The sequence below is a fragment of the Rhodoblastus sp. genome (assembly GCF_019449565.1).
Classification (GTDB): Bacteria; Pseudomonadota; Alphaproteobacteria; order Rhizobiales; family Beijerinckiaceae; genus Rhodoblastus.
On sequence record NZ_JAGRPM010000007.1, the window covers coordinates 25,437 to 38,569 of the forward strand.

General features: G+C 64.8%; 14 protein-coding genes. 6 read left to right on the forward strand and 8 right to left on the reverse strand.

Going from position 1 to position 13,133, the window contains the following annotated elements; all coding sequences use genetic code 11:
* Positions 1-7: 7 nt before the first annotated feature.
* From mdh to zapE, 3 genes are all read right to left on the reverse strand, one after another.
* The gene (gene mdh / locus QZ409_RS01200) at positions 8-970 is read right to left on the reverse strand and encodes a malate dehydrogenase (protein WP_296706225.1); all 963 of its coding nucleotides are present in this window, start codon (positions 968-970) and stop codon (positions 8-10) included.
* 285 nt (positions 971-1,255) lie between these two features.
* Positions 1,256-1,900, reverse strand: coding sequence for a TetR/AcrR family transcriptional regulator (locus QZ409_RS01205; RefSeq protein WP_296706227.1), 645 nt, complete (start codon positions 1,898-1,900; stop codon positions 1,256-1,258).
* Complete coding sequence (gene zapE / locus QZ409_RS01210) at positions 1,897-3,081, reverse strand: cell division protein ZapE (RefSeq protein WP_296706229.1); 1,185 nt, start codon at positions 3,079-3,081, stop codon at positions 1,897-1,899. Before zapE ends, QZ409_RS01205 begins: the two co-directional genes overlap by 4 nt.
* A gap of 171 nt (positions 3,082-3,252) precedes the next feature.
* Here zapE and QZ409_RS01215 point away from each other — a divergent pair, with 171 nt between their 5' ends.
* A complete protein-coding gene (locus QZ409_RS01215) occupies positions 3,253-3,786 on the forward strand; it encodes a MarR family transcriptional regulator (RefSeq protein ID WP_296706230.1) in 534 nt (177 codons plus the stop codon).
* On the opposite strand, the gene QZ409_RS01220 is transcribed toward QZ409_RS01215, so the two are convergent.
* Positions 3,781-4,206 (reverse strand): EVE domain-containing protein, encoded by a 426-nt coding sequence (locus tag QZ409_RS01220; protein ID WP_296706232.1) that lies wholly within the window; start codon positions 4,204-4,206, stop codon positions 3,781-3,783. The genes QZ409_RS01215 and QZ409_RS01220 overlap by 6 nt on opposite strands.
* Positions 4,206-4,490 (reverse strand): YciI family protein, encoded by a 285-nt coding sequence (locus QZ409_RS01225; protein ID WP_296706234.1) that lies wholly within the window; start codon positions 4,488-4,490, stop codon positions 4,206-4,208. Before QZ409_RS01225 ends, QZ409_RS01220 begins: the two co-directional genes overlap by 1 nt.
* 192 nt (positions 4,491-4,682) lie before the next feature.
* Between QZ409_RS01225 and QZ409_RS01230 the strand changes: the two genes are divergently transcribed.
* Positions 4,683-5,087 carry a DUF3597 domain-containing protein gene (locus tag QZ409_RS01230; RefSeq protein WP_296706236.1) on the forward strand — a complete coding sequence of 135 codons (405 nt, stop codon included), beginning with the start codon at positions 4,683-4,685 and terminating at the stop codon, positions 5,085-5,087.
* Positions 5,088-5,206: 119 nt separating this feature from the next.
* Here the strand turns inward: QZ409_RS01230 and QZ409_RS01235 are convergent, their stop codons facing one another.
* The 3 genes from QZ409_RS01235 to tsaD are packed head-to-tail and all read right to left on the reverse strand — an operon-like array spanning position 5,207 to position 7,837.
* On the reverse strand, positions 5,207-6,214 hold the full coding sequence (locus QZ409_RS01235) for an NAD(P)H-dependent glycerol-3-phosphate dehydrogenase (RefSeq protein WP_296706238.1): 1,008 nt from the start codon (positions 6,212-6,214) through the stop codon (positions 5,207-5,209).
* Positions 6,211-6,771: a phospholipase D-like domain-containing protein gene (locus QZ409_RS01240; RefSeq protein WP_296706241.1), complete on the reverse strand. Its 561-nt coding sequence runs from the start codon at positions 6,769-6,771 to the stop codon at positions 6,211-6,213. The genes QZ409_RS01235 and QZ409_RS01240 overlap by 4 nt, the downstream gene beginning before the upstream one ends.
* A 7-nt stretch (positions 6,772-6,778) precedes the next feature.
* Positions 6,779-7,837, reverse strand: coding sequence for a tRNA (adenosine(37)-N6)-threonylcarbamoyltransferase complex transferase subunit TsaD (tsaD, locus tag QZ409_RS01245; protein ID WP_296706323.1), 1,059 nt, complete (start codon positions 7,835-7,837; stop codon positions 6,779-6,781).
* Between the two features lie 156 nt (positions 7,838-7,993).
* Here tsaD and hemC point away from each other — a divergent pair, with 156 nt between their 5' ends.
* The 4 genes from hemC (at position 7,994) to secA (ending at position 13,121) form a co-directional block, all read left to right on the forward strand.
* A complete protein-coding gene (gene hemC, locus QZ409_RS01250; RefSeq protein ID WP_296706243.1) occupies positions 7,994-8,902 on the forward strand; it encodes a hydroxymethylbilane synthase in 909 nt (302 codons plus the stop codon).
* Positions 8,903-8,908: 6 nt separating this feature from the next.
* Entirely contained in the window at positions 8,909-9,625 is a 717-nt protein-coding gene (locus QZ409_RS01255; protein WP_296706245.1) for a uroporphyrinogen-III synthase, read from the forward strand.
* A 6-nt stretch (positions 9,626-9,631) separates the two neighbouring features.
* Positions 9,632-10,021 (forward strand): DUF2147 domain-containing protein, encoded by a 390-nt coding sequence (locus QZ409_RS01260; protein ID WP_296706248.1) that lies wholly within the window; start codon positions 9,632-9,634, stop codon positions 10,019-10,021.
* A gap of 292 nt (positions 10,022-10,313) precedes the next feature.
* The gene (gene secA / locus QZ409_RS01265; RefSeq protein WP_296706250.1) at positions 10,314-13,121 is read left to right on the forward strand and encodes a preprotein translocase subunit SecA; all 2,808 of its coding nucleotides are present in this window, start codon (positions 10,314-10,316) and stop codon (positions 13,119-13,121) included.
* Positions 13,122-13,133: the final 12 nt, after the last annotated feature.

Consider the following 13,133-nt stretch of genomic DNA (forward strand, 5'->3'; position numbering starts at 1 on the left):
CTTCAAATCAGGCGAGAGCCGGATTGATCTTCTTGCAGGCCTCGATCAGGCCCTGGACGGAGGCGTTCGACTTGTCGAACTGGGCCTTTTCAGTCGCGTCGAACTCAACTTCGATAATCTTCTCGACGCCATTGGCGCCGATCAGGGCCGGAACGCCGACATAGGTGTCCTTCACGCCATATTCGCCATTGAGATAGGCGGCGACGGGCAGAACGCGCTTCTGGTCCTTGAGATAGGATTCAGCCATGGCGATGGCGGAAGCGGCCGGGGCGTAGAATGCCGAGCCGGTCTTGAGCAGAGCGACGATCTCGCCGCCGCCCTTGCGGGTGCGGTCGACGATCGAGTCGAGCTTTTCCTGGGTCAGCCAGCCGGACTTGACGAGCTCGGGCAGCGGCACGCCGCCGACGGTCGAATAACGGACCAGCGGGACCATGTCGTCGCCGTGGCCGCCGAGCGTCATGGCGTGGATGTCCTTGACCGACACGCCGGTGGCTTCGGCCAGGAAGTAACGGAAACGGGCGGAGTCGAGCACGCCCGCCATGCCGACGACCTTGTTGTGCGGCAGGCCGGAGGCCTTCTGCAGCGCCCAGACCATGGCGTCGAGCGGGTTGGTGATGCAGATGACGAAGGCGTTGGGGGCATATTGCTTGATGCCGGCGCCGACCGAGTCCATCACCTTGAGATTGATGCCGAGGAGGTCGTCGCGGCTCATGCCGGGCTTGCGCGGCACGCCGGCGGTCACGATGATGACGTCGGCGCCGGCGATCTGCTCGTAGCTATTGGCGCCGGAGAGATTTGCGTCGAAGCCGTCGACCGGGGAGGATTCGGCGAGATCGAGGGCCTTGCCCTGGGGGGTGCCTTCCGCGATGTCGAAGAGAACGATGTCGCCCAGCTCCTTGAGCCCGGCGAGATGGGCCAGCGTGCCGCCGATCTGGCCGGCTCCGATCAGTGCAATCTTGTTACGCGCCATGGGTGTACGTCCTCGTTTCGAACTGTCTTTTGTCCATCGCCGCATTGGGCGCGACGGCGGGGTTTCCGCGGACGGCGGATATGGGAGGGGGTTTTGCCCCGAAGTTCCCGGGCTTTCAAGTCGTGAGAAAGACTAAGGCTCTGACGATATTGTGAAGGCGTTGGACTGGGCGAAACGGCGCTACGGCTGAAAACAGAGATAAAACAAGGCGATATAGAAAAACGGCGTCGGCGGCGAGATGCGGGGGCGGTCAATGTTTCACGGGGTGACAAATAACAAAAAATGTCACATGTCGAAATCGGGATCGCCGTAGGTCAGGCTCCGCTGGATGACTCCGATGACCCGACCCGCGCGAAACTCCATTTCTCCCGCGGAAACGGCCTTGTCCAGCGCTATGGACACCGGCTGAATGAAGCGGTGGGCGAGGTCGAAGATCAGGGACATGGCCCGGCGGCGGTCCTGCATGCGAAAAGCGCCGGAGCCAATTCCTTCCTCGACGATTGCCTGAATGGCGGTCTGAACCTTGTTGCGATGCTTGCGAGCGATGCCCCCGCCTTGTTCGATGGCGTCGCACAGGAGGCGGAACAGGATCGGATCATTGTCGCGCTTGTCGCGATAGGCGTGCTGTAGCGCGGTCAGGGCGCGCTCGAGCTTGTCATAGGCCGGATCCTGGCCCTGGACGATGACCTGCAGCTCCTCTTCGAGCGGCTTGAGCCAGAGCGAGGTCACCGTCTCGAAGAGCGCTTCCTTGGAGGGGAAATAGCGATAGACATTGGCATGGGACATGCGGGCGGCCTCGGCAATGCCGACAATGGTCGTTCGCCGGGGGCCGAACCGGCGCAAATGGTCGCAGGCGAGCTCCAGAATCTTTTGGTCGGCGGAGATCTTTTGATCCGCAGCCAATTCGCCCGGGCGCGCCGGGGCGATCATGTCTCGACCAGGCCCGTGATCTCGCCGCTCACAACATCGCCGAGGCCATGGGGCAGGGCCATATATTCCGCCGAGCGCATTTCGGTCAGGCGCGAGACCGTCCGCGCGAATTCGAAGGCCTCGCGGCCCTGTTCGGCGCGATAAAGCTGGTCCGGCTCGACATCGGCGGAAGCGATCAGCTTGACCTTCTGATCATAGAGGGCGTCGATCAGGTTGATGAATCGTTTCGCCTCGTTGCGCTCCTCCGGCTTGATCGTCGGGATATTGTCCACCACGACAACGTGAAAATTTTCCGCGATGGCCAGGAAGTCCGCCGCGCCCAGCGGCCGCTTGCAGAGATCGGCGTAATCGAAGCGCGCGACATGACTGGAGGCCTGAGGAATCGCGATTTCTCGCCCGAGCAGGGGCAGGCAGACCGGCTCGCCGCGCGCCACGCCGGCCAGAGCGTGAAAGGCCTTGTCGAGCGCCGCGCGAGCGCCGTCATCGGCCGGGCAATGATAAACGGCCGCGCCGCCGAGCTTTTCCAGCCGGAAATCGGTTCGCGAATCCAGCTTGATCACTTCCATCCTGCTCTTGATCATGGCGATGAAGGGCAGGAACAAAGCCCGGTTCAGGCCATCCTTATAGAGATCGGCCGGATCGACATTGGAGGTCGCGACGACGACGATCTTGCGCGCCCACAGCGCCTCGAACAGCCGGCCGAGGATCATGGCGTCGGCAATGTCCGTCACCGCGAATTCATCGAAGCAGAGCAGCGTCGCTTCTTTGATCAGATCGTCGGCGATGGGAGCGATCGGATCGTCGCCCTTGACCTCATTGGCCTTCTTTTTTTGCCGCCAGACGAAAATGCGCTTGTGAACGTCGGCCATGAAGGCGTGGAAATGAACCCGGCGCTTTAATTCGATCTCGACCGAATCAAAGAACAGATCCATCAGCATGGTCTTGCCGCGCCCAACGGATCCCCAGATGTAGAGACCGCGCGGCGTCGCCGTCTCGACCTTGCGCGCGCCAAACAGCCAGCCTAGCGCGCTCGATTTCCGGGCCAGCCGGCTTTCGGTCAGTGTAACGCTCAGCGCGTCGAGCTTTTCCACCACGGCGACCTGCCGGGCATCGCGTTCGATGCGTCCTTTGGCGACCAGATTGTCATATTGGTCGATAATCGAGCGGCGGGAATGTTCCATCGGGTCTTCCGGATTTCAATATGCGTGTAGCGGCGCGCTGGCGCGGCTGGCAAGATAATCTTTCGCCGCAGGGAAATGCGAACGAGTCGGCTGACGGCTTTGCGTTTGGGCGATCCGATGGTAAATATCAGACGCCTGTCAGTGGTCTATCTAGCTTGCGCGAGGATAAACATGGCGAAGATCCGTCCATCCGAAGAATCGTCCACGACGGAACCGCAAAAGCGCCGGGCGCGTTCGCTCGACCTGCCGGGCGAAAATGGCGACATCGCCGCGCTCCTGCGCCAGGCGGCAAGCGCGCAACGGCTCGCCGAGGAGCGGCTGATCGCCGATCTGGGTGTAACGCCGCCGCAGCTTTCCGCCCTGTCGCTGATCGGCGCAACGCCGGGCCTGCTCGCCGCAGATCTCGCCCGCAAGGCCAAGCTGACGCCGCAGACCGTGTCGCTGATTGTGGCCAATCTGCGCCGCGCCGGGCTGGCGCGCGAGGAAGAGGGCGGGGGGTCGTCGGCGTCGCGGGCGCGGCCGCTGGCCCTCACGCCGGAAGGCGAGAAGATCCTGCGTCTTGGCCGGGAGCGGACCGACGCCGCGAGCGCGCGGCTGATCGAGGGCGTCCGCCCCAAGCGGGAGAAGCTCCTGCGGCGCTGGCTGGCCGCGATCGCCTTGGGACTGCCCCAGCCGGGCGCGGCGCTCGAAGCCGACGACCTATAGTCCGCCGAGCGCGCTGATCGCCCGCCAGTTCTCCGCCGAAACCGGCTGGACTGAAAGACGCGACATCTTGACCAGCGCCATTTCGGCGAAGCGCGGATCGGCCTTGATCTCTTCGAGCGTCACCGGCCGCTTCAGCGGCTTCACCGCGCGCACGTCGACCATGCCGAATTTGCCGCTGGCGTCGGTCGGGTCGGGATGGAAGGTCTTGATGATCTCGACAATGCCGACAATCTCCTTGCCTACATTGGAATGATAGAAAAAGGCGAGATCGCCGAGCTTCATGGCCATCATCTGCTGCTTGGCGAGATGGTTGCGCACGCCGGTCCAGCCCGTGCCTTCGGCGCCGCTGGCGACCATCTGGTCCCAGGACCAGGCGTCGGGCTCGCTCTTGACCAGCCAGTAGGATTTCCCGGCGCCCATTACAAAGCGGCTCCGAGTACGGGCTTGTAAGCGCGCAGTTCCACGGAGGCGAACAAATCGGCCCCGGCATAGGGGTCTTTGGCCAGGAAGGCGCGCGCGGCGGCCTCGTCGGGGCAATCGAGGATCAGCATCGAACCGCAGGGCTGGCCCGCCGAATCGAGAAAAGGACCGGCAAGCTTCACGATTTCTGGCTTTTCTCCGAGAAAAGCGAGATGAGCGGCGCGGTTTTCGAGCCGTTTGGGCAGGGAATTCGGCTTGTCCAAGCAGATGGCGACAAAATGCATGTTGGCGTTCCGGAATTTTTTTTGGGCGAGAGCGCTTTCGCGCCAAATGGTTGCATGAGACACGGCGTCAGTTCAACCGCGAGCGGCGGCGGGTTATGTTGTAAACGTCGCAACATGCGCTTAGCGTGACCCCGTTTCCGGTCCTCATCCAAGGGGCCGCAAACCGACAGACCCATTTTGGGGAGGACTCCCATGAGCTTTTTTGGCGCCATTCTCGGAAAAATTTTCGGCACGACTCCGGCTGAAGCCGCCCCCGCTTCCGGCGCGGCCGCCGCTCCAGCTCCCGGCGCGCCGGCGGCTGGCGCTCCGGCGAGCGTTCCGGCCGATGTCGCCGCCAAGGTGGACATCGCCGCGGTTCTCGACGACCTGAACGAGAAGAACCCGGAGACGCTGGACTGGCGCGTTTCCATCGTCGACCTGCTGAAGGTCCTCGGCCTCGATTCCAGCCTCGACGCCCGCAAGGCGCTCGCCGCCGAGCTGAAATATACAGGCGACACGCATGATTCCGCCAAGATGAACATGTGGCTGCACGACAAGGTCATCGCCCTCGTCGCGGCGAATGGCGGCAAGGTCCCGGCCGACCTGCTCAAGAAGTAAGAAAAGCGGCGCGAGGATTTGTTGATTTCGTCGATCGCGGCATGTCGTGATCGACGCCCCTCGCGTCAGCTCGGCGTCGCATTCGCTCCTATCCGGTTCTCGCCAGCGAGAGCCGGATTTCAGCCCTCCGCCTTAAACGGCCGACTCATCAGGATTTCGATCGCTGCGCCGACCTCGATCCGGTTTTCGAGGATCGCAGCCACCGCTTCCGCGATCGGCATTTCCACGCCCAGTTTGCGCGCCTTTTCTGTCAGGATGCGCGCAGACAAGGCTCCTTCCGTCAATTTGCCATGGCCGGCGGTTTGCGGCTTTTCGCCGCGCCCGAGAGCGAATCCCAGGGCGTAATTGCGCGATTGCGGCGAGGAGCAGGTCAAAGCGAGGTCGCCCAGCCCCGAAAGCCCCATGATGGTCTCGGGTCGCGCGCCCTGCGCGGTGGCGAAGCGCATCAGTTCGGCGAAGCCGCGCGCGAGCAAGGCGGCGTGCGCGCTGGCGCCGAGTCCGCGTCCCAAGGTGACGCCGCAGGCGATGGCCAGCACGTTCTTCGCCGCGCCGCCGATTTCGACACCTATCAGATCGCTCGACCGATACAGCCGGAAATGCGGCGCCGCGAGCCGCGCGCATAGCTCTTCCGCCAGTTCGATGCGCTCGGCGGCCAAAGTCACGGCGGTCGGCAACCCGCGCCCGAGATCGACCGCGAAGCTTGGGCCGGACAAAGCGGCGGCGGGTTGGCCGGGCAGGACTTCAGCCAGCACCTCCCGCATGTAAAGCCCGCTGTGCTGCTCGATGCCCTTGGCGCAATTCACCACCGCCGATCCGGGGCGCAAATGCCCGCGCATGGCCTCGGCGGTCGCGCGATAGCTCTGCGCCGGGACCACGGCCAGCACATGGTCGGCTGCGCCGACGCAGGCAATGTCGGCGGTCGGCTCGACTTCCGGCGCGAGCGTGACGCCGGGCAGCCGGCGCTCGTTGAGCCGCGTCTCCCGCATCGCCTCGACATGGGCGGGATCATGCGCCCAGAGCAAGACTCGGGCGTTGGAGATCGCCGCAATATTGGCCAGCGCCGTGCCCCAGGCGCCAGCGCCCAGCACGGCGAGCGTCGCGGACTTCGATTTTTTGGTTTGGCTCATGGCGCCGCGTTCCGGTTGTCGCGCCGCGCCCAGAGCTTTTCGAATGCGCGGCCGAATTGCTCGGCGGCCTGGGGGCTGTCGATGATAATGATGTCATTGTCCTGGCGCGTTTCGCCGGACCAGGAGAAATTGGTCGAGCCGGTGCGAAGCCAGCGCCCGTCTATCGCATAGGCTTTCAGATGCATCAGGTCGTTCTGCTCGGCCTTGATCCTTGCCTTGACATTGGGCTGATTCGTCAGGGCGAGAACATTGTCGTTCATGCCGCCGATTCGCCGGAACTGGTCCGCGTCGAAATAGAGCCGGATCTGTACGCCGCGACTCGCCGCCGCCGACAAGGCCTCGATCACTCTCTGATCGCTCAGCACATAGGCGGCCATGTCGATGTTTTTCCGCGCCTGGCCGATCAACTCCGGGTCGAGCGTGTCGAAGCCCGGCGCCGGGCCGAAGGCGATGCGCACCGGCGCGGAGACCGGCGTCTGCGGCTGGAGGAAGGGCTTCGGCGCCTCGATGGCCAGAAGGAAGGCCCCGGCGAGAAGGAAATATTTGAGCGCGCGCAAATAAACCTCACGCCTTCCCGTGCCAGCGGGCGTCCTGGCGTTCGTCGAGCGGCCAGCGCGGCCGCGCGGCGAATTCCATGCCGTCGACCATGCCAAGCCGGAAACGCTCCAGCCCGGCCCAGGCGATCATGGCGCCATTGTCCGAACACAGCCCCGGCGGCGGCAGGGCGAGCTTCAGGCCCGCCTCGGCGCAGAGCCGGCCCAGCGCGCGGCGGATCGCGCCATTGGCGGCGACGCCGCCCGCCGCGACCAAGGCGGTCGGCGGCTTGGGGGCGTCGGCGAGCAGGCGCAGGGCGGCGCGGCAGCGGTCCACCAGCACGTCCACGGCGGCAGCCTGGAAGGACGCGCACAGGTCGGCCACGTCGGTGTTGGTCAAGGGCGCGATGCGCTCGGCCTCCTGCCGCACGGCGGTCTTGAGGCCGGAGAAGGAGAAGTCGGGGTTGCGCCGTCCGGCCATCGGGCGCGGAAAGGCGAAACGCGCCGGATCGCCGCCGAGCGCGGCCTGTTCGACGCGGGGGCCGCCTGGATAGGGCAGGCCGAGCATTTTCGCCGCCTTGTCGAAGGCTTCGCCGACGGCGTCGTCCACGGTCGAGCCCAGCCGCTGGTAAACGCCGACGCCATTCACCGCGACGAGCTGGCTGTGGCCGCCGGAGACCAGCAGCAGCAAATAGGGAAAGTCGATATTGTCGGTCAGGCGCGGGGTCAACGCATGGCCTTCGAGATGGTTGACGGCGACGAAGGGCTTGCCGGCCGCGAGCGCGATGGCCTTGCCTGTGGTCAGGCCGACCATGACGCCGCCGATCAGGCCCGGCCCGCCGGCGGCGGCGATGGCGTCAAGATCGTCGATCGCGCAATCGGCGTCCGCGAGCGCGCGGCGAATCAGCCGGTCGAGCGCGTCGACATGGGCGCGGGCGGCGATTTCCGGAACCACCCCGCCATAGGCGGCGTGTTCCGCGATTTGGCTCAGCACGGCGTTGGAGAGAATCTTGCCGCGTCCCAGCGAATCGGCCTCGACCACGGCGGCGGCGGTTTCGTCGCAGGTGCTCTCGATTCCCAGAACGCGCAGGCTCGCCCACATTGGCTTTCTCCCCGAGCTTTTTTGCGGTCCGCGATCCGCGCGGGCGAAAAATCCGCCCCGCGCTTTCTTCACGCCGCGCTTTTTCCTATAGTCCGCTGCCCGGACAAATCAAAACGGCTTGGAGCTTAAATTTTGGCGCCCTGGATGAAAATTGGCACGCGCGGCAGCCCTTTGGCGCTGGCGCAGGCCTATGAGACCCGCCGCCGCCTCGCCCTGGCCCATGGCGCGCCGGAAGAACATTTTGAAATCACCGTCATCAAGACCAGCGGCGACATGATTCAGGACCGGCCCCTGAGCGAGGTCGGCGGCAAGGGCCTTTTCACCAAGGAACTCGACCAAGCCCTGCTCGAAGGCGGCATCGACATCGCGGTTCATTCGGCCAAGGATTTGCCGACCGTGCTGCCGGAAGGCCTCGTCGTGGCCGGCTATCTGCCGCGCGAGGACGTGCGCGACGCTTTCATCGGCGGCGCGGCCAAAACCTTGGCGGAACTTCCGCAGGGCGCGCGAGTCGGCTCGGCCTCGTTGCGCCGTCAGGCGATGATTCGCCGCCTGCGCCCGGACCTTCAGGTCGAGTTGCTGCGCGGCAATGTCCAGACCCGCCTGCGCAAGGTCGAAAGCGGCGAATTCGCCGCCACCTTGCTGGCCTTGGCGGGCCTGAAGCGCCTCGGCCTCGCGGATCAGGCGACCTCCATCCTGCCGCTCGATCTCTTCCCGCCCGCCTGCGGCCAGGGCGCGATCGCGATCACGGCGCGGGCGGAGGACGCCCGGATTCAAGAGGATCTAGCGCTTATCTGCGACGCCGAAACCGGCCATGCGCTCGCCGCCGAACGAGCTTTCCTTCATGTGCTCGACGGCTCCTGCCGCACGCCGATCGCCGGACACGCGGTCGTCGCGGGGGACCGCCTGAGTTTTTACGGCCTCGTGCTGCGCAAGGATGGCTCCGAGGCTTTTGACGCCCATGCGGAAGGCTCGGTTAGGGAGGCTGCGGCTCTGGGCGAGGCTGCGGCGCGAAAAATTCTCAGCGTCGCGCCTGCCGATCTGCTGAGCTTCTGAAAACCCATGCGCGTGCTGGTGACCCGGCCCATGGATCAGGCGGCGTCCACGGCGATGAGGCTTTCCGCGCTGGGACACAGCGTCGTCTGCGCGCCGGCGCTGGTGGTCTTCCCCATCGCCGCCGCGCTCCCTGAGGGGCCGTTCGACTTGATTCTCGCCACCAGCGCGCAGGCTTTCGCGGGTCTGAACCCGTCGCCGGTCTTGCGTTCTGCGCCGCTGGCCTGCGTGGGCGACAAGACTGCCGCAGCTGCGGCGGCGGCGGGCTTCACGGCGCGAATCGTCGCGCCGCGCGCCGAGGCGCTGAGCGCGCGGCTGATCGCCGAATGGACCGCCGGGTCGGCGCTCTATCTCGCGGGGCGCGAGCGCAAACCCGTGCTCGAAGACAGCCTGCGCGCCGCAGGCTGGCGCCTTTCGGTTGTGGAAACCTATGACGCGCGGCCGGTTGAATCCTGGCCGGCGGAGATCGGCGTGGCGCTGCAAAAAGGTGAAATCGACGCTGTGTTGCACTATTCGCCGCGCAGCGCGGCGGCGGCTCTGGCCCTGATCGGCGCGGCAGGCGCGGCAAGGCTTTCGCATTATTGCCTGTCCGAAGATATCGCCGCGACCTGCCGGACTTTCGCCCGCGCGGAAAAAATTTTCGTGGCTTCTCAACCGGATGAAGAGGCGTTAATGACTCTCGTCGGACCGTCCAGCCGACTTGCCCAGCCGCCTTGCAAGGAGTGACCGCGCATGAAGAAAGCCGCCCTTTTCTCCCTTCTTCTGCTTTCGGGTCTTCATGCGTCGCCGGTTCTGGCCGCGCCTGCGTTTCCGGCCGGACTGTGGCGGGTGGCGGATGGATCGGCGATCATCCGCATCGCGCCCTGTGGCAAGAATGTCTGCGGCGTCATCGCCGCCGCCCCGCCGCCGGCGGCTGGCGAAAAGTCCTCGGTCGGCCAGAAGATCCTGATCAATCTCCGGCGCGAGGGCGATGTGTGGAAGGGGCCGATCTTCAATCTCGACGACGGCAAGATGTATGACGGCGAAATCTCCGCCGGTCCCGACACGGACCATCTGAAGATTCGTGGTTGCGTGCAGGGAGGCGGCCTTTGCGGCGGCGAGACCTGGAAACGGGCGCGCTGATTCGCGTTCAGATTGCCTGAAAATCGCGCTCGCGTTGACAAGGCGGCGCCGCGCTTCTATCTCTCGCGCGCCGGAATCCCGGCTTTTTGTGCTTTCGCGCCGCTCTGGGCAATTGTTTGCCGTGGTGGTTGAGAACAGGGCGCGGCGCCTTGTTTCTTGCGCCCTGGCTTCCGACATTGTGGCGGCGCGGCCGCCGCTCCCGGGGGCGGCGCGTTTCGCCGGCCCGGGCCTTTCCGGTCGCCGGCCTCCATCGGATTGCGGCGCGAGGGCGCCGCTCTGAAAGGTCGTTGGAATGTTGGGAAACCTTGCGAAGAAGATTTTTGGCTCGGCCAATGATCGCAGGTTGAAGTCCTATCGGCCCAAGGTCGCCGAAATCAACGCGCTGGAGCCCGAGGTCGCCGCGCTCTCGGACGAGGCGTTGCGCGGCCGCACCGACGAATTCCGCGCCCAGCTCGCCGCCGGCAAGGCGCTCGACGACCTCCTCGTTCCCGCCTTCGCCACGGTGCGCGAGGCGGCCAAGCGCGCCATCGGCCAGCGCCATTTCGACGTCCAGCTCGTTGGCGGCATGGTGCTGCACGAGGGCGCAATCGCCGAAATGAAGACCGGCGAAGGCAAGACCCTGGTCGCCACCCTGGCCTGCTATCTCAACGCGCTCGCCGGCAATGGCGTCCATGTCGTGACCGTGAATGACTATCTCGCCCGCCGCGACTCCGAGAATATGGGCCAGATCTATAATTTCCTGGGCCTGACCGTGGGGGTCATCGTGCATGGCCTCGACGATTCCGAGCGAGCTCAGGCCTATGCCGCCGACATCACCTATGGCACCAACAACGAATTCGGCTTCGACTACCTGCGCGACAACATGAAATATGAGCTGAACCAGATGGTTCAGCGCGGCCATTCCTACGCCATCGTCGACGAGGTGGACTCGATCCTGATCGACGAGGCGCGCACGCCGCTCATCATTTCCGGCCCTTCCGACGACCGCTCCGATCTCTACAATTCGATCGACAAGCTGATCCCGCGCCTGGATAAGGGCGATTTCGATCTCGACGAAAAGCAGCGCAGCGCCAGCCTCACCGAGGATGGCAACGAGAAGGTCGAGCAGCTTCTGCGCGAGGCCGGCCTGCTCACCGAGGGCTCGCTTTACGAATCCGCCAATGTCACCCTGGTCCACCACGTCAACCAGGCCCTGCGCGCCCATAAATTGTTCCAGCGCGACAAGGATTACATCGTCCGCAATGGCGAAGTGGTCATCATCGACGAATTCACCGGCCGCATGATGCCGGGCCGCCGCTATTCCGAGGGCCAGCATCAGGCGCTTGAAGCCAAGGAAGGCGTCAACGTCCAGCCCGAGAACGTGACGCTCGCCTCCATCACCTTCCAGAACTATTTCCGCCTCTACAAGAAGCTGGCGGGCATGACCGGCACGGCTTCGACCGAGTCGGAGGAATTTGCCGAGATCTACAAGCTCGACGTGGTGGAAATCCCGACCAACAAGCCGGTCCGGCGCCTCGATTCCGACGATGAGGTCTATCGCACCTCGGGCGAGAAGCTCGCCGCCATAGTTACGGAAATAGAGTCGGCCAACGCCAAGGCCCAGCCCTTGCTCGTCGGCACGACTTCGATCGAGAAGTCCGAGCAGCTCGCCGAATTCCTGAAGACCAAGGGCTACAAGATCATCGACTTCGGCGCGCCCGGCGCGCTCGACAAGCTCTATGCCGCCGCGCGTTCGGGCAAGCCGTCGAAGCAGTTCGCGGTGCTCAACGCCCGCTTCCACGAACAGGAAGCCTATATCGTCGCCGAGGCCGGCGTTCCGGGCGCCATCACCATCGCGACCAATATGGCCGGACGCGGCACCGACATTCAGCTCGGCGGCAATCTCGACATGCGCCTCAAGCAGGAATGCGCGGAGCTTGAAGGCGAGGCGCGCGAGGCGCGGGAAAAGGCGATCCGCGCGGAAGTTGCGGAATTCAAGGAAAAGGCGCTGGCCGGCGGCGGCCTCTATATCATCGGCACGGAACGCCATGAGAGCCGCCGTATCGATAACCAGCTGCGCGGCCGCTCGGGCCGCCAGGGCGACCCCGGCCAGTCGAAATTCTTCCTGTCGCTTCAGGACGATCTGATGCGCATCTTCGGCTCCGACCGCATGGACGCCATGCTGGTCAAGCTCGGCCTGCAGGAAGGCGAGGCCATCATCCATCCCTGGATCAACAAGGCGTTGGAGAAGGCCCAGCAGAAGGTCGAGGCGCGCAATTTCGACATGCGCAAGAACGTGTTGAAGTTCGACAATGTCATGAACGACCAGCGCAAGGTGGTGTTCGAGCAGCGCCGTGAAATGATGGCGCAGGAATCGCTCGAGGACGTCATCGGCGAAATGCGTCACGGCGTGGTGGACGATCTTGTCGCGGCCCATGTGCCGCATGACGCCTATCCCGAGGCCTGGGACATCGCCGGCCTCTCGGAGGCGGTCAAGACCCAGCTCAATATCGAACCGCCGATGGCCGACTGGGCCAAGGAAGAAGGCATCGCCGACGAGGAATTGCGCGATCGGCTGGAGAAGGCCGCCGATGAGGCCTATGCGGCGCGCGAGCAGATGAATTCGCTCGATCTCACCCGCTATATCGAAAAGCAGGTGGTGCTGCAGACGCTCGATCATCTGTGGCGCGAGCATCTCGTCGTGCTGGACCATCTCCGTCAGGTCATCGGCTGGCGCGGCCTCGCCCAGCGTGATCCGCTCAACGAATATAAATCCGAGGCGTTCGAACTGTTCGACGCCCTCATCACCCGCCTGCGCGAAATGGTCACGGCGCAGCTGATGCGGATCGAGGTCGCCCACCAGCGTCCCGCAGAGCCGCAATTGCCGCCGATGCAGGCGATGCATCTCGATCCCGCGACCGGCGAGGACGAGCTAGCGCTGGCCCAGATCAACGCCCGCATCGAGGCCGGTGATTTTTCGCCGCGCGCCCTGAGCGCCGCGGAGCCCGCGCCGGAGCGGGATCCGAACAATCCCGAGACCTGGGGCCGCATTGGCCGCAACGAGGCCTGTCCTTGCGGATCGGGCAAGAAATACAAGCACTGCCACGGCGTGCTGGCGTGACGCCGAGGCCTC

Excerpts from the sequence above, each read along its gene's own strand:
- mdh (WP_296706225.1), bottom strand. The coding sequence starts at position 970 with ATGGCGCGTAACAAGATTGCACTGATCGGAGCCGGCCAGATCGGCGGC.
- QZ409_RS01205 (WP_296706227.1), bottom strand. The coding sequence starts at position 1,900 with ATGATCGCCCCGGCGCGCCCGGGCGAATTGGCTGCGGATCAAAAGATC.
- zapE (WP_296706229.1), bottom strand. The coding sequence starts at position 3,081 with ATGGAACATTCCCGCCGCTCGATTATCGACCAATATGACAATCTGGTC.
- QZ409_RS01215 (WP_296706230.1), top strand. The coding sequence starts at position 3,253 with ATGGCGAAGATCCGTCCATCCGAAGAATCGTCCACGACGGAACCGCAA.
- QZ409_RS01220 (WP_296706232.1), bottom strand. The coding sequence starts at position 4,206 with ATGGGCGCCGGGAAATCCTACTGGCTGGTCAAGAGCGAGCCCGACGCC.
- QZ409_RS01225 (WP_296706234.1), bottom strand. The coding sequence starts at position 4,490 with ATGCATTTTGTCGCCATCTGCTTGGACAAGCCGAATTCCCTGCCCAAA.
- QZ409_RS01230 (WP_296706236.1), top strand. The coding sequence starts at position 4,683 with ATGAGCTTTTTTGGCGCCATTCTCGGAAAAATTTTCGGCACGACTCCG.
- QZ409_RS01235 (WP_296706238.1), bottom strand. The coding sequence starts at position 6,214 with ATGAGCCAAACCAAAAAATCGAAGTCCGCGACGCTCGCCGTGCTGGGC.
- hemC (WP_296706243.1), top strand. The coding sequence starts at position 7,994 with ATGAAAATTGGCACGCGCGGCAGCCCTTTGGCGCTGGCGCAGGCCTAT.
- QZ409_RS01255 (WP_296706245.1), top strand. The coding sequence starts at position 8,909 with ATGCGCGTGCTGGTGACCCGGCCCATGGATCAGGCGGCGTCCACGGCG.
- QZ409_RS01260 (WP_296706248.1), top strand. The coding sequence starts at position 9,632 with ATGAAGAAAGCCGCCCTTTTCTCCCTTCTTCTGCTTTCGGGTCTTCAT.
- secA (WP_296706250.1), top strand. The coding sequence starts at position 10,314 with ATGTTGGGAAACCTTGCGAAGAAGATTTTTGGCTCGGCCAATGATCGC.